Annotated in this window: 12 protein-coding genes and 2 tRNA genes; all 14 read right to left on the minus strand. The window is 64.6% G+C overall.

Annotated elements, in window-relative coordinates:
- Nucleotides 1-146: 146 nt before the first annotated feature.
- A complete protein-coding gene (gene infB, locus ACZK45_RS15050; RefSeq protein ID WP_032128650.1) occupies nt 147-2,792 on the minus strand; it encodes a translation initiation factor IF-2 in 2,646 nt (881 codons plus the stop codon).
- 92 nt (nt 2,793-2,884) lie between these two features.
- Nucleotides 2,885-4,396, minus strand: coding sequence for a transcription termination factor NusA (gene nusA / locus ACZK45_RS15055; protein WP_005410449.1), 1,512 nt, complete (start codon nt 4,394-4,396; stop codon nt 2,885-2,887).
- Between the two features lie 4 nt (nt 4,397-4,400).
- Nucleotides 4,401-4,991: a ribosome maturation factor RimP gene (gene rimP, locus ACZK45_RS15060; protein WP_032128649.1), complete on the minus strand. Its 591-nt coding sequence runs from the start codon at nt 4,989-4,991 to the stop codon at nt 4,401-4,403.
- Nucleotides 4,992-5,347: 356 nt separating this feature from the next.
- A tRNA-Met gene (locus ACZK45_RS15065) sits at nt 5,348-5,424 on the minus strand.
- Between the two features lie 84 nt (nt 5,425-5,508).
- Nucleotides 5,509-5,585: transfer RNA gene (locus ACZK45_RS15070), tRNA-Met, on the minus strand.
- Between the two features lie 127 nt (nt 5,586-5,712).
- Nucleotides 5,713-7,173: an NADH-quinone oxidoreductase subunit NuoN gene (gene nuoN / locus ACZK45_RS15075; RefSeq protein WP_125894343.1), complete on the minus strand. Its 1,461-nt coding sequence runs from the start codon at nt 7,171-7,173 to the stop codon at nt 5,713-5,715.
- Between the two features lie 15 nt (nt 7,174-7,188).
- Nucleotides 7,189-8,697, minus strand: coding sequence for an NADH-quinone oxidoreductase subunit M (locus ACZK45_RS15080; RefSeq protein WP_478444879.1), 1,509 nt, complete (start codon nt 8,695-8,697; stop codon nt 7,189-7,191).
- 23 nt (nt 8,698-8,720) lie between these two features.
- Nucleotides 8,721-10,898 carry an NADH-quinone oxidoreductase subunit L gene (nuoL, locus tag ACZK45_RS15085; RefSeq protein ID WP_478444880.1) on the minus strand — a complete coding sequence of 726 codons (2,178 nt, stop codon included), beginning with the start codon at nt 10,896-10,898 and terminating at the stop codon, nt 8,721-8,723.
- Nucleotides 10,899-10,905: 7 nt separating this feature from the next.
- Nucleotides 10,906-11,211 carry an NADH-quinone oxidoreductase subunit NuoK gene (nuoK, locus tag ACZK45_RS15090; RefSeq protein ID WP_005417921.1) on the minus strand — a complete coding sequence of 102 codons (306 nt, stop codon included), beginning with the start codon at nt 11,209-11,211 and terminating at the stop codon, nt 10,906-10,908.
- Nucleotides 11,208-11,864 (minus strand): NADH-quinone oxidoreductase subunit J, encoded by a 657-nt coding sequence (locus ACZK45_RS15095; protein ID WP_032128645.1) that lies wholly within the window; start codon nt 11,862-11,864, stop codon nt 11,208-11,210. Before ACZK45_RS15095 ends, nuoK begins: the two co-directional genes overlap by 4 nt.
- A gap of 9 nt (nt 11,865-11,873) precedes the next feature.
- On the minus strand, nt 11,874-12,362 hold the full coding sequence (nuoI, locus tag ACZK45_RS15100) for an NADH-quinone oxidoreductase subunit NuoI (protein ID WP_006381128.1): 489 nt from the start codon (nt 12,360-12,362) through the stop codon (nt 11,874-11,876).
- 3 nt (nt 12,363-12,365) lie between these two features.
- Nucleotides 12,366-13,460: an NADH-quinone oxidoreductase subunit NuoH gene (nuoH, locus tag ACZK45_RS15105; RefSeq protein ID WP_006381129.1), complete on the minus strand. Its 1,095-nt coding sequence runs from the start codon at nt 13,458-13,460 to the stop codon at nt 12,366-12,368.
- Entirely contained in the window at nt 13,457-15,691 is a 2,235-nt protein-coding gene (gene nuoG, locus ACZK45_RS15110) for an NADH-quinone oxidoreductase subunit NuoG (RefSeq protein WP_006381130.1), read from the minus strand. Before nuoG ends, nuoH begins: the two co-directional genes overlap by 4 nt.
- Nucleotides 15,688-17,028, minus strand: coding sequence for an NADH-quinone oxidoreductase subunit NuoF (nuoF, locus tag ACZK45_RS15115; RefSeq protein ID WP_006381131.1), 1,341 nt, complete (start codon nt 17,026-17,028; stop codon nt 15,688-15,690). Before nuoF ends, nuoG begins: the two co-directional genes overlap by 4 nt.
- Nucleotides 17,029-17,030: the final 2 nt, after the last annotated feature.

Raw genomic sequence — 17,030 nt, forward strand, 5'->3', positions numbered from 1 at the left:
GTTCAGTTGTCGCCCGACCAACGGTCGGGCACTACTCTTGATTCAATGGTCGCCCGACCAACGGTCGGGCGCTACTACATGGTACCCGACCGTTGGTCGGGTTCTACATCATGGTAGGGCCCGACCGTTGGTCGGGCCACATCACATTACAGGGTGCGCGGCACTTCGATACGCTCGAAGCACTCGATCTGGTCACCCGGCTTGACGTCGTTGTAGGCCTTCACCGCGATACCGCATTCGGTACCGTTGCGGACTTCCTCGACGTTCTCCTTGAAGCGACGCAGCGATTCCAGCTCGCCCTCGAAGATCACCACGCTGTCGCGCAGCACGCGGATCGGCTTGTTGCGCTTGACCACGCCCTCGATGACCATCGAGCCGGCCACGGCGCCCAGCTTGGAGCTGCGGAAGACGTCGCGGACCTCGGCGATACCGATGATCTCTTCGCGGATCTCCACGCCCAGCAGACCGGAAGCCACCTGCTTCACCTGATCGATCACGTCATAGATGATCGAGAAGTAACGCAGATCGACGCCGTTGGATTCGATGATGCGACGGGCCGAAGCGTCCGCACGCACGTTGAAGCCGATGACGGTGGCCTTCGAAGCGGCCGCCGAGTTGGCGTCCGATTCGGTGATGCCGCCCACACCGGAGTGGATCACGTTGATGCGGATGTCTTCGTTGGACAGCGCGACCAGTGCCTGGCTCAGGGCCTGCACCGAACCCTGCACGTCGGCCTTGATGACCAGGTTGAGGACCTGCTGGCCCTCGCCCTTGCCCAGGGTCGCCATGATGTCTTCCATGCGGCTGCCGGCGGTGGCGACCAGGCGCGATTCACGGCGCTTGGTCTCACGCTGCTGGGCAACGTCCTTGGCCAGGCGCTCGTCCTCGACGACCACGAAGTCATCACCCGCTTCCGGCACGCCGGACAGGCCCAGGACCTGCACCGGGATGGACGGGCCGGCGAACTCCGGCTGCTTGCCGGTTTCGTCGAACAGCGCACGCACGCGGCCGTACTGGATGCCGCACACCAGGTAGTCGCCCTTCTTCAGGCGGCCCTGCTGCACCAGCACGGTGGCGACCGGGCCACGGCCCTTGTCCAGCGACGATTCGATCACCACGCCCGAAGCGCGGCCTTCGTCGACGGCCTTCAGTTCCAGCAGTTCGGCCTGGATCGAGATGGCGTCCAGCAGGTCGTCGATGCCCAGGCCGGTCTTGGCCGAGATCTCCACCATCTGGGTGTCACCACCGAAGTCTTCGGCCACGACCTGCTCGGACAGCAGTTCGTTCTTGACCCGCATCGGGTCGGCGTCGGACTTGTCGATCTTGTTGATCGCCACGATCAGCGGCACACCCGCCGAACGGGCGTGCTGGATCGCTTCCTTGGTCTGCGGCATGACGCCGTCATCGGCCGCCACGACCAGCACCACGATGTCGGTCAGCTTGGCGCCGCGCGCACGCATCGAGGTGAATGCCGCGTGGCCCGGGGTATCCAGGAAGCTGATCACGCCCTTCGGCGTATCCACGTGGTAGGCACCGATGTGCTGGGTGATGCCGCCGGCTTCGCCGGTGGCGACCTTGGTGCGGCGGATGTAATCCAGCAGCGAGGTCTTGCCGTGGTCGACGTGGCCCATGATGGTGACCACCGGCGGACGCTGGGTGGCTTCGCCCTGATTTTCACCGGTCGAGGCCAGCAGTGCGTCTTCGGCGTCGTTGTCGTTGGCACGGATCGCCTTGTGGCCGAGTTCTTCGGTCACCAGCGCGGCGGTGTCATGGTCGATGGACTGGGTGATGGTGGCCATCACGCCCATCTTGAACAGCGCCTTGACCACCTCACCGCCCTTCAGCGCGAGCTTCTGCGCCAGGTCGGCCACGGTGATCGTGTCGCCGATCGCCACTTCACGCACCACCGGCGCGGTCGGACGCTCGAAGGCGTGCGGACCTGCATTGTTGCCACCGCGCGACATGTCGCGACGGCCACCGGCCTGGTTACGCCCGCCCGGACGACCACGGGTGTTGCTGTTGTTGCTGTTGCCACGACGCGCGCGGTCGGCAGCCGACAGGTGCATCTGGCCGGCGAAACGGTCGCCCGGGCCACGCTCGTTGCGCGGCGCACTGCGGTTGTTGCGGTCGTCGTTGCGCGGCGGCGGCGGAGCGCTGCGCGGCGCAGCCGGAGCGGCGGCCGGAGCACGCGGCGGGCGCGGCGCGGTTTCATCGATCGGAGCGCGCTTGGGCTTGCTGGCCGCCAGCGCCTCGGCAGCCTTGGCGGCGGCCGCAGCTTCCTCGGCGGCCTTCTTCTCGGCCTCTGCGCGTTCCTTGGCCGCAACCTCTTCCTCACGGGCACGGACGATGGCTTCGTCGCGCAGACGATCCTTCTCGGCCAGGGCCTGCTGTTCGGCAAGGTTGCGCGCACGCGACTCTTCCAGCTTGCGCAGGATGTCGGCGCGCTCTTCGTCCGGGGTCATGGCGCGAGCACCATCCTTGACGTAGGTACGCTTCTGGCGCACCTCGACATTCACGGTCGTCTTGCTGCGACCGGAACTGACCGTCACTTCCTGCTGTTTCCGGCGGTTGAGCGTGATCTTCTTTGCAGACTGATCAGTTTCTTCCGGGGCCTGCTCGGGCTTGCCGTGCGAACGACGAAGGAAGCCCAGGAGCTTCACCTTCTCGGTGCTGGTCACGACCTGGTCGGGACCGCTGAACTTCATGCCGGCACCGGCCAGCTGTTCCAGCAGTTTTTCGACCGGCGTGTTGACCAGTTCGGCAAGCTTGCGGATGGTGGTTTGCTGCGACATTCGGATCCTATGATCTTGTGGGCGCCCCCCCGCATCTGGAGGTGGCGCGGATTCTACGCCCTGAGCGGCTCAGGGCCCTGTTCATTGCCGGCTCATTCGCCGCGTTCCAGTCGGGCGATCTCCTCGGCACGTGCGGCCAGGATCAGCGCAGCGGCGCGCGCCTGATCCAGCCCTTCGATGCCGAAGTCCATGACCTCGTCGGCGGCCAGGTCGGACAGATCCTCACTGGTACGCACGCCGTGGCCGGCCAGCGCATACGCGGTGGCTTCGTCCATGCCCTTCAGGGACAGCAGGTCCTGCGCCGGCTGGCCGTCTTCAAGGCCTTCCTCGACTGCCAGGGCCTCATTGAGCAGCGCATCGCGGGCACGAGCGCGCAGCTCTTCGACGATGTCTTCGTCGAAACCTTCCACGGCCAGCAGTTCGCCGACCGGGACATATGCGATTTCCTCGACGGTGCCGAAGCCTTCGCTGACCAGGATGCCGGCGATTTCCTCGTCCACTTCCAGCTTGTCCATGAACAGCTGGCGGGCCGAAGCCTGCTCGGCCTCCGACTTGGCGGTGACCTGGTCCTGGGTCATCACGTTGAGCTGCCAGCCGGTCAGGCGGCTGGCCAGGCGCACGTTCTGGCCGCCCTTGCCGATCGCCTGGGCCAGGCGGTCTTCAGCGACAGCCAGGTCCATCGAGTGCTTGTCTTCATCGACGATGATCGACTGCACTTCAGCCGGCGCCATCGCATTGATGACGAAGTTGGCCGGGTTGTCGTTCCACAGCACGATGTCCACGCGCTCGCCATTGAGCTCGTTGGACACGGCCTGCACGCGCGAACCGCGCATGCCGATGCAGGCGCCGATCGGATCGGTGCGCTGGTCGTGGGCGAGCACGGCGATCTTGGCGCGGTCACCCGGGTCACGGGCACAGGCCTTGATTTCCACCAGGCCCTGGCCGACTTCCGGCACTTCCAGCTTGAACAGCTCGATCATGAATTCCGGGGCGGCGCGGCTGATGAACAGCTGCGGGCCACGCGGTTCCGAACGGACTTCGGCCAGGTAGCCGCGCACGCGGTCACCGGCGCGCAGCACGTCGCGCGGAATGCCCTTGTCCTTCGGGATGAAGCCTTCGGCGTTGCCACCGAGGTCGACATAGATGTTGCCGCGCTCGGCGCGCTTGACCACGCCGGTGATCAGCTCACCCACGCGATCCTTCCACGCATCCACGACCTGCTGGCGCTCGGCTTCGCGCACGCGCTGGACGATGACCTGCTTGGCGGCCTGGGCAGCAATGCGGCCGAAGTCCGGGTTCTCGATCTGCTCTTCGATGTAGTCGCCGACGTCCACGCCTTCGGCTTCATCGACGGCGTCCATCAGGCGGATCTGGCGGTCCGGCGATTCCATGACCACGTCATCGGCCACCACTTCCCAGCGGCGGAAGGTTTCGTAGCTGCCATCCTTGTGGTCGATGACCACGCGGGTCAGCACTTCCTCGTCGGGATAGCGCTTCTTCGCTGCCGAGGCCAGGGCGGCCTCGATGGCATCGAAGATCACTTCACGCGGCACGCCCTTCTCGTTGGCGACCGCGTCGACTACCAGCAACAGTTCCTTGCTCATTGGCTCACTCCGCGCGCGGCTTCTTTGCCGCCGGCTCGTTGGAAGAAGAATTCGTGTTCGGCTTCGGACGCTTCGGTGCCGGACCGGTCGGCTTGCTCGGGGCCAGCCCCAGCGCCACCCAGTCGGGCATGATCCGTGCCTTGTCGATGTTGTCGGCCGACACGACCACTTCGGCCTTGTCGACGATGAAGGTGATGGCACCTGCGGTCTCGTCGATGGCTTCGATGCGGCCCTGCAGGCGGCGACGGTTGTCCTGCGGCAGCTTCAGCGTGACCTTGGCCATTTCGCCGAGGTGACGGCCGAACTGCTCCAGGTTGAACAGCGGACGATCGACGCCCGGCGAAGACACTTCCAGCGTGTAGTTGCCGCTGATCGGGTCTTCGACGTCCATCTGTGCCGACACTTCGCGGCTGACCCGCTCGCAGTCGTCGACATTGATGATGCGCTCGGGCTGTTCAGCCAGCGGCACGTCGATGTAAAGGCGCAGGGTCGCACCGCCGGGGGCCGGCAGATACTCAACGCCCAGCAGCTCCAGGCCCAGCGACACAACGGTCGGGGCGAGCAGATTCGCGATGTCGGTTGCCTTGTCGCTCACAGCCTGCCTTGATCTCTTGGTTGGGTGCCGGCCTTGGCCGGCATGGAAACATGACGCCCCGGAAACGACAAAGGGCCCGCTGGGCCCCTTTTCCGGAAAGACTCCGGTGACTGGATTCCGGTTGCAACCTGCAGTGCCTGCCGGTTGCGGCCCTCCTTCCGGGTCCGGACTCCCGCTGGGAGGCCGCCTTCAGGGGTATTGCTAGGCCGCTGATGATAGCGACTGCACCGCGCTGGTGCAAGGCTTGGACCCGCCTGAAACCGGCCGCTTCGCTCGCCGGGCATGGCCCGGCGGATCAACCAGAGCCGCAAAGAAAAACGCCCTCGAAGCAGGACTTCGAAGGCGATCTCTTTACTTGGTAGCGGGGGCAGGATTTGAACCTGCGACCTTCGGGTTATGAGCCCGACGAGCTGCCAGACTGCTCCACCCCGCATCAGAAGCGGAATTATGAGGCATAACTTCAAAACCTGCAAGCTTTTCCTCATTCATCGAACTGGTTGGCGCCGATTCGATGTGTTGGTAGCGGGGGCAGGATTTGAACCTGCGACCTTCGGGTTATGAGCCCGACGAGCTGCCAGACTGCTCCACCCCGCACCGGAAGTGTTTGAACTGCTGCCCTGCTCTTTCGAGGAGGGCTACCGCAACGATGTTCTGGCTGAACCGCTGCAGTGACAACTCAGGCTGCGCATATTACACGAATCGCGCAGCTTTGTGTCAACTTTTATGCAAGATGCGCAAATGCCTGCTGGCACCAGACCATGATCGGGTTCCATGCCAGGCCCAGCGCCAGCAGCGCCAGCGCGTTCACGCCCAGGACCAGGCCCAGCACGCGGTCGTTGCTGCGCGGCATGGCCTCGCCCACCGGCTCATCGAAGTACATGACCTTGATGACGCGCAGGTAGTAGAAGCAGCCGACCACGGCACACAGCACGCCGAGAATGGCCAGCCACAGCAGGCCACCGTTGACGGCCGCGCCCAGCACCGCCAGCTTGGTCCAGAAGCCCAGGAACGGCGGAATGCCAGCCAGCGACGCCATGATGCACAGCACCAGGCCGGCCATCCACGGGTTGCGGGCATTGAGGCCCTTGAAGTCTTCGATGTTCTCGGCTTCGAAGCCGGCACGCGACAGCGCGATGATCGCGCCGAAGGCGGCGGTCGACATGATGGCGTAGGCCAGTGCGTAGAACAGTGCGGCGGCATAGCCCTGCGAGCCGCCACCGGCAATGCCCATCAGCAGGAAGCCGATGTGCGAGACGGTGGAAAACGCCAGCATGCGCTTGAGGTTGCTCTGCGCGATGGCCATCAGGTTGCCGATGACCAGCGAGACCGCCGCCAGGCCGGCGATCAGCAGCTGCAGTTCGGTCGACAGCGGGCCCACGCCCATTTCCAGCAGGCGGTAGGCCATGCCGAAGGCGGCCAGCTTCGGCGCCGAGCTGATGAACAGTGCGATCGGTGCCGGGGCACCCTGGTACACGTCCGGCAGCCACATGTGGAACGGCGCGGCACCCAGCTTGAAGGCGACGCCGGCGATCATGAAGACCGCACCGGTGATCAGCAGCACGCGCTCTTCCGAGTGCGGGATGGCCTCGCGGATGACGTCCAGGTGGAGGCTGCCGGTGGCGCCGTAGATCAGCGACATGCCGTACAGCAGCAGGCCAGAAGCCAGCGAACCCAGCACGATGTACTTCATCGCCGCTTCCGAGGCCAGGCCGTTCTCACGGTTGCTGGCAACCAGCGCGTAGGAGCACAGCGCCAGCAGTTCCAGGCCCAGGTAGACCATCAGCAGGCTGCCGGCCGAGACCAGGATCATCATGCCGGCGGTGCCGAACAGGATCAGCACCGGGATCTCGCCCTGGAACAGGTTGCGGTCGCGCAGGTAGCGCCAGCCGTAGACCAGGGTCAGGCCGCTGAGCAGCACGATCCCGGTCTTCATCACGTCCGCGGCGGTATCACGCACGAACATGCCATGGAAGACCTCCCCCTGCCCGCCCACGCCGGTGGCCAGCATGAACAGCACCACGGCCAGCGCAGCGAGCGAGAACAGGTGGGTGACGAGCTTGTTCCGGTTGCTGACGAACAGGTCGAGAATCATCAGGGCGAAGGCGCTACCGATCAGCACCAGCTCGGGAGCGAGCGGTGGCAGGTCAGCGGCGGTCAATGGCAGCAGCGGCGAGGTGGTCATCATCAAATCCTGGAATTACAGCAGCTTGCTGGATGCGATCTGCATCGCCAGCTTCGCGATCGAGGGCTCCATCAGGTCGGTCAGCGGCTTGGGGTAGATGCCCAGGGCCAGCACGCCGATGGCGAACACGCCCAGCACCAGCCACTCGCGGCCGTTGATGTCCTTCAGTTCGGCAACATGGCTGTTGGCCACTTCACCGAAGAAGATGCGCTTGTACAGCCACAGGGTGTAGGCGGCGCCGATGATCAGGGTGGTGGCCGCGCCCAGCGCGATCCACGGATTACGCTGGAAGGCCGCGAGGATGACCATGAATTCGCCGACGAAACCGCTGGTGCCCGGCAGGCCTGCATTGGCCATGAAGAACAGCATGGCGAAGGTCGCAAACCAAGGCATCACGTTGACCACGCCGCCGTAATCGGCGATGCGGCGGCTGTGCATGCGGTCGTACAGCACGCCCACGCTGGAGAACATCGCACCGGACACGAAGCCGTGCGAGATCATCTGCACCATGGCGCCCTGCAGGCCCAGGCGTGCGGCATCGGCGTTGCCGGCTTCACGCACCAGCCACAACGCGATGAAGGTGCCCAGGGTGACGAAGCCCATGTGCGCGATCGACGAATAGGCGATCAGCTTCTTCATGTCGTCCTGCACCAGGGCGACGAGGCCGACGTAGATCACCGCGATCAGCGACAGCGCGATCACCAGCCACGCCCATTCCTGCGACGCGTCCGGGACGATCGGCAGGTTGAAGCGCAGGAAGCCGTAGCCACCGATCTTCAGGGCGATGGCGGCCAGGATCACCGAACCGGCGGTCGGCGCTTCCACGTGGGCATCCGGCAGCCAGGTGTGGACCGGGAACATCGGCACCTTGACCGCGAAGGCGATCAGGAAGGCGAAGAAGATCCAGGTCTGTTCCTTGGCCGACAGCGGCAGCGCGTACAGGTCGGCCAGCTGGAAGCTGCCGCCCTTCATGTACAGGTAGATCAGCGCCACCAGCATCAGCACCGAGCCGAGGAAGGTGTACAGGAAGAACTTCAGCGCGGCGTAGATGCGACGCGGGCCACCCCAGACACCGATGATCAGGAACATCGGGATCAGCATCGCCTCGAAGAACACGTAGAACAGCATCGCGTCCGTGGCCGAGAAGATACCGACCGTGACGCCTTCCAGGATCAGGAAGGCGGCCACGTACTGGTTGACGCGCTTGTCGATGGCGCTCCAGGCGCCGATCAGGGCAAGCACGCTGACCAGTGTGGTCAGCAGGATCAGCGCCACGGCAATGCCGTCCACGCCCAGGTTGTAGCCGATCTTGTACGCCGGGATCCAGGCATGGGTCTCGACGAACTGCATGCCGTCGACACCCGCGTTGTAGCCGCTCAGCAGCGAGAGGCTCGCCACGAACGTCAGCACCGCTACGCCCAGCGACGCCCAACGGGCGGTCTGCGCATCACGGATCGCAAGGATCAGGGCGCCACCGATGATCGGCAGCCAGATGAGGACACTGAGTAGAGGCCAGTTCGACACGTCTTCTTATTCCGTACAGGTCATCAACGCAGGTAATGCATCAGCACGCCCAGAAGGGCAATCAGGCCGATGATCATCGCGAAGGCGTAGTGATAGAGGAAACCGGATTGGGTACGACGCAGCACGCCGGCTGCGACGTCCACAACACGTGCCGAAAGATTGACCACGCCGTCGACGATGTTGCTGTCGATCCAGCGTGCGACCTTGCCCAGCTTGACGCTGCCACCGGCAAAGCCATCGATCCACAGCTTGTCGAAGCCGTACTTGTTTTCCAGCACCGACACCAGCGGAGCGAAGGTCTTGCGCGCCTTGCCCGACAGGTCCGGCTTCCACAGGTAGAACAGCGCAGCCATCAGGAAGCCCGCCAGGGTCAGCCAGAACGGCGGCAGCATCATGCCGTGCAGCGCAAACGCCACCGGCCCGTGGAACTCTTCGCCCAGGAAGGCAACGGTGTTCTTGGCCGGATCGTAGAAATCGACGATGCCGGTGAAGAACGTGTTGACCTGGCCCTTGATTGCGTCGTGTGCATGGTGGCCGGCCCAGTCGGTGCCGTGCAGCATCGGACCGATGCTGAAGAAACCGATGGCGATCGACGGGATGGCCAGCAGGATCAGCGGCAGGGTCACCACCCACGGGGTTTCGTGCGGCTCATGCGGACCGTGGCCATGGCCGTGGTCGTCATGGTGCGCGTCCCCATGATGGGCATCAGCAGGGTGCGCATCTGCGGCGTGGTGATCGTCATGGGCATGGCCGTGATCATCATGCACGTCGCGGAAGCGCTCCTTGCCGTGGAAGGTCAGGAACAGCAGGCGGAAGCTGTAGAAGCTGGTCACCAGCACGCCACCCAGCACTGCCCAGTAGCCATAGGTGGCCACCCAGCTGTTCTGCATGTGGGCGTGGATCTCGGCCGCCTCGATGATGGTGTCCTTCGAGTAGAAGCCGGAGAAGAACGGCGTACCGACCAGGGCCAGGGTACCGATCCACATGGTGACGAAGGTGATCGGCATGTACTTGCGCAGGCCGCCCATCTTGCGCATGTCCTGCTCGTGGTGCATCGCGATGATGACCGAGCCGGCACCCAGGAACAGCAGCGCCTTGAAGAAGGCGTGGGTCATCAGGTGGAACACGGCGGCCGAGTACGCCGACACGCCCAGTGCAACCGTCATGTAGCCCAGCTGCGACAGCGTGGAGTACGCGACGACGCGCTTGATGTCGTTCTGCACGATGCCGATCAGGCCGGTGAAGAACGCGGTGGTGGCACCGATGAACAGGATGAAGTTCAGCGCGGTCTGCGACAGCTCGAACAGCGGCGACATGCGGGTGACCATGAAGATACCGGCGGTCACCATCGTCGCGGCGTGGATCAGTGCCGAGATCGGGGTCGGGCCTTCCATCGAGTCCGGCAGCCACACGTGCAGCGGGACCTGGGCCGACTTGCCCATGGCACCGATGAACAGGCAGATGCAGATGACGGTGGCGATCGACCAGATCACCGGTTCGTTCAGCAGCTGCATGCCGAACATGGTGCCGTCCCAGATCTGCAGCTGGGCGCGCGGGTCAGCCAGCATGCCGGCCTGCGAGAACACCTGCGAGTAGTCCAGGGTGCCGAACACCCACAGCACGCCGGCGATACCGAGCAGGAAGCCGAAGTCACCAACGCGATTGACCAGGAACGCCTTCATGTTGGCGAAGATCGCAGTCGGGCGCTTGAACCAGAAGCCAATCAGCAGGTACGACACCAGGCCCACCGCTTCCCAGCCGAAGAACAGCTGCAGGAAGTTGTTGCTCATCACCAGGGTGAGCATCGAGAAGGTGAACAGCGAGATGTAGCTGAAGAACCGCTGGTAGCCCGGATCGTCCTGCATGTAGCCGATCGTGTAGATGTGGACCAGCAGCGACACGAAGGTCACCACCACCATCATCATCGCGGTCAGCTTGTCGACCATGAAACCGACGTGGGCCGAGTACTGGCCGACTTCGAAGAACGTGTAGATGTTCTGGTTGAACGGCTGCGCGCCGCCCCACAGCAACTGGTAGAGCGTGTACATCGACAGGCCGCAGGCAACCGCGACGCCGAGGATGGTGATGGTCTGCGCGCCGAAGCGCTTGACCTGGCGACCGAACAGGCCGGCGATGATGCTGCCGAACAGCGGTGCAAGCACCACTGCGATCAACAGACTCTTGGAGAGAGTGATTTCCATCTGTGGATCAGCCCTTCAACGAATCGACTTCGCCGACATTGATCGTGCGGCGGGTACGGAACAGGGTCACCAGGATCGCCAGGCCGATGGCGGCTTCCGCGGCGGCGACGGTCAGGATGAAGAACACGAACAGCTGGCCGGACGGATCGCCCAGCTGACGCGAGAAGCCGACGAAGTTGATGTTCACCGACAGCAGCATCAGTTCGATCGACATCAGCAGGACGATGACGTTCTTCCGGTTGAGGAAGATGCCGGCCAGGCTGATGGCGAACAGCACCGCGCCCAGCGCAAGGATGTGGCCAAGGGTAATCACGGCTGGGTCTCCTCGCCGGCGGCCGGCTTGCTGTTGCTGTGCACGACCGGCGCTTCGGCGCCCATCTTGACCATGCGCAGGCGCTGGCCGGCCTTGACCATGGTCTGCTCACCCGGGTTCTGGCTCTTCACGCCGGTACGGCGGCGCAAGGTCAGCATCACGGCGGCAACCACGGCCACGGTCAGGATGACGGCGGCGAACTCGAACGGCAGCAGGTACTCAGTGAACAGCGTACGCGCCAGCCAGGTGACGTTGGAGCTGTCGGCAGCGACCGCAGCGGCGTTGTCGGCCGGGAACGGGTTGACCGCCCTGCCCTTCACGCCGATCAGGATCAGCATCTGCACCAGCATCGCCACGGCAACAATGAGACCGACCGGCAGGTAGCGGACCCAGCCCTCACGCAGCTTGGTGGGGTCGATGTCGAGCATCATCACCACGAACAGGAACAGCACCATCACCGCGCCGACGTAGACCAGCACCAGCGCCACGCCGAGGAACTCGGCGCCGACCAGCAGCCACACGCAGGCAATGGAGAAGAAGGTCAGCACCAGGCAGAGCACGGCGTGAACCGGGTTGCGCACGCTGATCACCGCACCGGCCGAAACCGTTGCCGCGATGGCGAACACCCAGAAAGCGATATTTACCCAATCCATCTCTCGACCTCAGCGGTAAGCGGCATCGGCGGCGCGACGCTCGGCGATCTCGGACTCGAGACGGTCGCCCAGGGCCAGCAGCTGCGGCTTGGTAACGATGTTTTCGCCACGATTCTCGAAGTGATACTCGAGGATGTGGGTTTCGACGATCGAGTCCACCGGGCAGCTTTCTTCGCAGAAGCCGCAGAAGATGCACTTGAACAGATCGATGTCATAGCGCGTGGTACGGCGGGTGCCGTCTTCGCGCTTGGCCGAGTCGATGGTGATGGCCAATGCAGGGCACACCGCTTCGCACAGCTTGCAGGCGATGCAGCGCTCTTCACCGTTGGGGTAACGGCGCAGGGCGTGCAGGCCACGGAAGCGCGGCGACTGCGGGAACTTCTCCATCGGGTACATCATCGTGTACTTGGGCTTGAAGCTGTACTTCAGCGTCAGCCAAAGGCCGCCCAGCAGTTCGAGCAGCAGCAGGCTCTTGAAGTAATGGGTAATCCTGTTCATCACTTAGACGCCCTTTTGAATCACGCCGAAGAACACCATGACGGCGGTAACCGCGATCCACAGAATGGCCAGCGGGATGAAGACCTTCCAGCCCAGGCGCATGATCTGGTCATAGCGGAAGCGCGGGAAGCTGGCACGGAACCAGATGTAGGCACTGGCGAAGAAGAACACCTTGACGAACAGCCACGGTGCACCGCCCTTCCAGATCCAGTCGACCAGCGGCGAGACGTCGCCGAAGTTGACCCAGCCCTGGATGGGGCTCAGCCAGCCGCCGAGGAAGAAGATCGAGATCAGGAAGCTGATCAGGATCATGTTGGCGTATTCGGCCAGGAAGAACAGCGCGAACGCACCGCCCGAGTACTCGACCATGTGGCCAGCGACGATTTCCGATTCACCTTCCACCACGTCGAACGGCGCGCGGTTGGTTTCGGCAACGCCCGACACCCAGTAGATGACGAACAGCGGGAACAGCGGCAGCAGGAACCAGTCGAAGAAACCGGAATTGCCGGCCTGCGCCATCACGATGTTGCTCAGGTTCAGGCTGCCCGACGCGATCATCACGCCGACCAGGGCGAAGCCCATGGCGATTTCGTAGCTGATCATCTGCGCCGAGGCGCGCATCGCACCCAGGAACGCATACTTCGAGTTGGATGCCCAACCGGCCAGGATGATGCCGTAGATGCCCAGCGAGGTCATCGCCAGCAGGTACAGCAGGCCGGCGTTGGCGTTGGACAGCACGATCTGCGAATCGAAGGGGACCACCGACCAGGCCGCGAAGGCCGGAGCCAGGGTGATCAGCGGGGCCAGCAGGTAGATCGCCTTGTTGGCGCTGCTCGGCTGGACCACTTCCTTGAACAGCAGCTTGAAGACGTCGGCGAAGGCCTGGAAGATGCCCATGCCCACGTACATCGGGCCGTGGCGGACGTGCATCCAGCCGATCAGCTTGCGTTCCCAGACCACGTAGAAGGCCACCGAGATGATCACCGGCACGGTGATCACCAGGATCTTCAGGATGATCCAGATCAGCGCGCCGATGTCACCAAGGCCAAGCAGCCACTGGTGCAGCGGATCGACCGCGTTCAACAGCAATTCGTTCATGCAGCCACCACCGTTACGCGAGCGGCACCCAGCGGCGCGGTCGCGCCGTGGCCCGATTCAATCCAGACCGAACCCGCAGCGACGCGGGCGTCGATCACCACCGGCAGGGTGGCCTTGCCGGCATCGGTGCCGACCTTGGCCATCTGCCCTTCCTGCAGCTGCAGGCGAGCGGCATCTTCAGCGTTCAGCACGATGCGCGGGGCGTTGTTGAGCGGATGCGACTGCAGCGCCGGGGCGCGACGGACCACCGCATCGGTGCGGTAGATCGCGGCGGTCGAAGCCACTTCCAAGCCTTCGCCGGCAACCACCGGCTGTGCCGAGGCGGCAACGGCGACCGACACCGGGGCCAGGCTGGCGCGCAGGCCGGCCAGGTCGGTGAAGTCGAAACCGGCTACCGCCAGCTCACCGCCCAGGGCGCGCAGCACGCGCCAGCCCTCACGGGCCTCGCCCGGCAGCTTGCCGCCGGCACGCGCCGACTGCTCGCGACCATCGAGGTTGGTCAGGGTGGCGTCGATTTCCGGCAGCGCACCGATCGGCAGGATCACGTCGGCAACGTCGCGGGTGGAGACGCAGGCGAACTGGCTGAAGGCCACCACCTTGGCGCCGACCAGCGCCTTGCGCGCGGCGGGGGCGTCGGCGAAGTCCAGACCCGGCTCCAGGCCGTACACCACGTAGGCCTGGCGCGGCTGCGCCAGCATTGCGGCGACGTCCTTGCCGGCCGGCAGCACGCCTGCGCGGGTCAGGCCAACGGCGTTGGCACCCTGCGGGATGCGGCACAGCTTGGCACCGGTCGCAGCGGCGAAGTCACGCGCGGCGGCGCGGATCGCGGCAGCCTGCGGGTGGTTTTCGGCGATGCCACCGACGATCAGCACGGTGTTGTTGCCGCCCTGCACCGCCGAACGCAGCTCGGCGTTGGCCAGCGCGTCGACGAACTTTGACGGCGCGACGATCTGCTTGCCGGCGATGCTGAAGGCGAAGTCGAAGTCCACCGGGTTGACGACGTGGATCTTCGCGCCGTTGGTGGTCTGCGCCTTGCGCAGGCGAGCGTGCAGCAGCGGCAGTTCGTGGCGGATGTTGCTGCCCAGAACGACGATGCGGTCGGCGCCTTCGATCTCGGCGAGCGGCAGGCCGAACACTTCGGCGGTTGCGGCGTCGGAGAAATCCCGGTTGTTGATGCGGTGGTCGATGTTGCTCGAGCCCAGGCCCTTGGCCAGGCGGGCCAGCAGCGCGCCTTCCTCGTTCGAGGTGGACGGGTGCACCAGCACGCCCAGGTTGTCGCCCTGGTTGGCCTTGAGGATCTCGGCGGCCGCGGCCAGGCCTTCGGCCCAGCTCACTTCCTTCCACTCGCCATTGACCTTGCGCAGCGGCTTGACCGCACGGTCTTCGCTGTACAGGCCCTGGTGCGAGTAGCGGTCACGGTCGGACAGCCAGCACTCGTTCACCGCTTCGTTGTCGCGCGGCACGGTGCGCAGCACTTCGCCGCGACGCACGTGCAGGAACAGGTTCGAACCCATCGCGTCGTGGTAACCCAGCGATTCGCGCGCGGTCAGTTCCCACGGGCGGGCGCGGAACTGGAACACCTTGTTGGTCAGCGCGCCGACCGGGCAGACGTCGACGACGTTGCCGGACAGCTCGGTGGTCAGCGGCTTGCCGTCGAAGGTACCGATCTGCAGGTTCTCACCGCGGTACATGCCACCCAGCTCGTAGGTACCGGCAACGTCGGCGGTGAAGCGGACGCAGCGGGTGCACTGGATGCAGCGGGTCATCTCGGTGGCGACCAGCGGGCCCATGTCCTCGTCCGGCACCACGCGCTTGCGCTCGTTGAAGCGGCTGACCGAACGGCCATAGCCCAGCGACACGTCCTGCAGCTCGCACTCGCCGCCCTGATCGCAGATCGGGCAGTCCAGCGGGTGGTTGATGAGCAGGAACTCCATCACCGAGCGCTGGAACTTCAGGGCCTTCTCGCTGCGGGTGGCGACCTTCATGCCATCCATCACCGGGGTGGCACAGGCCGGCGCCGGCTTCGGCGACTTTTCCACGTCCACCAGGCACATGCGGCAGTTGGCGGCGATCGGCAGCTTCTCGTGGTAGCAGAAGCGCGGAATCGAAATGCCGGCCTTGTCGGCCGCCTGGATGATCATCGAACCCTTGGGCACGACCAGCGACTTGCCATCGATTTCGATGGTCACGTGATCCGGTGGCACGTTCGGGTTTACGGGTTGCGCGCTCATGCGGCGGCTGCCTCCACCTTCTTGCCGTCAACCATCGAATGACCGTTGACGATGTAGTACTCGAATTCGTCCCAGAACTGGCGCAGGAAGCCCTGGATGGGCCATGCAGCCGCTTCACCGAACGCACAGATGGTGTGGCCTTCGATCTGGCCGGCCACCGCCTTCAGCTGGTGCAGGTCTTCCATCGTGGCCTTGCCGGCGACGATGCGCTCCAGCACGCGGTGCATCCAGCCGGTGCCTTCACGGCACGGGGTGCACTGGCCGCACGATTCCTTGTGGAAGAACTGGCTGATGCGGCAGGCGAACTTGACGCAGCAGACGCTGTCGTCGAGCACCACGATCGCACCCGAACCCAGGCCGGAGCCCAGCGCACGGATGGTGTCGTAGTCCATCGGCAGATCCTGCAGCTCGGCCGCGGTCAGTACCGGCATCGACACGCCGCCCGGGATCGCGCCCTTGAGGGTGCGGCCCGGACGCAGGCCACCGGCCATTTCCAGCAGGTCGTGGAACTTGGTGCCCAGCGGCACTTCGAAGTTGCCGCCGTTCTGCACGCAGCCGGACACCGAGAAGCACTTCGGACCGCCGTTGGCGGTCAGGCTCAGGCCCTTGAACCACTCCGGACCGTTGCGGATGATCGCCGGCACCGAACCATAGGTTTCGGTGTTGTTGATCGTCGACGGCTTGCCGTACAGGCCGAAGTTGGCCGGGAACGGCGGCTTGTAGCGCGGCTGGCCCTTCTTGCCTTCCAGCGATTCCATCAGCGCGGTTTCTTCGCCGCAGATGTACGCGCCGGCGCCCAGCGCACCGTAGATGTCGATGTCCACGCCCGAGCCCATCACGTTCTTGCCCAGCCAGCCATTTGCATAGGCGTCGGCCAGGGCCTGTTCGAAGTGCTCGAACGGCTCGTGGTGGAACTCACCGCGCAGGTAGTTGTAACCCACGGTCGAACCGGTGGCGTAGCAGGCGATCGCCATGCCTTCCACCACCGAATGCGGGTTGTAGCGCAGGATGTCGCGATCCTTGCAGGTGCCCGGCTCGGATTCGTCCGAGTTGCAGAGGATGTACTTCTGCATGTTGCCCTTGGGCATGAAGGACCACTTCAGGCCGGTCGGGAAGCCTGCGCCACCGCGGCCACGCAGGCCCGAGGCCTTGACCATCTCGATGACCTGCTCCGGCGGGATCTTCTCTTCGAGGATCTTGCGCAGGGCGGCGTAGCCACCGGTCTTCAGGTAGCTTTCGTACGACCACGGGGTGTCGTAATGCAGGGTGGTGTAGACCACCTGGTGCGGCAGCGGCGCGGGGCCGACCGGACCCTTGGATTCGTGGTGATGTGCCATGC

This window comes from Stenotrophomonas sp. 63632_Sma (genome assembly GCF_056482875.1).

Bases quoted from the DNA above. Each gene is read 5' to 3' on its own strand.
- nuoG (WP_006381130.1), bottom strand. From the start codon at position 15,691: ATGAGCGCGCAACCCGTAAACCCGAACGTGCCACCGGATCACGTGACC.
- nuoF (WP_006381131.1), bottom strand. From the start codon at position 17,028: ATGGCACATCACCACGAATCCAAGGGTCCGGTCGGCCCCGCGCCGCTG.
- nuoH (WP_006381129.1), bottom strand. From the start codon at position 13,460: ATGAACGAATTGCTGTTGAACGCGGTCGATCCGCTGCACCAGTGGCTG.
- nusA (WP_005410449.1), bottom strand. From the start codon at position 4,396: ATGAGCAAGGAACTGTTGCTGGTAGTCGACGCGGTCGCCAACGAGAAG.
- infB (WP_032128650.1), bottom strand. From the start codon at position 2,792: ATGTCGCAGCAAACCACCATCCGCAAGCTTGCCGAACTGGTCAACACG.
- nuoI (WP_006381128.1), bottom strand. From the start codon at position 12,362: ATGAACAGGATTACCCATTACTTCAAGAGCCTGCTGCTGCTCGAACTG.
- nuoN (WP_125894343.1), bottom strand. From the start codon at position 7,173: ATGACCACCTCGCCGCTGCTGCCATTGACCGCCGCTGACCTGCCACCG.
- nuoL (WP_478444880.1), bottom strand. From the start codon at position 10,898: ATGGAAATCACTCTCTCCAAGAGTCTGTTGATCGCAGTGGTGCTTGCA.
- ACZK45_RS15095 (WP_032128645.1), bottom strand. From the start codon at position 11,864: ATGGATTGGGTAAATATCGCTTTCTGGGTGTTCGCCATCGCGGCAACG.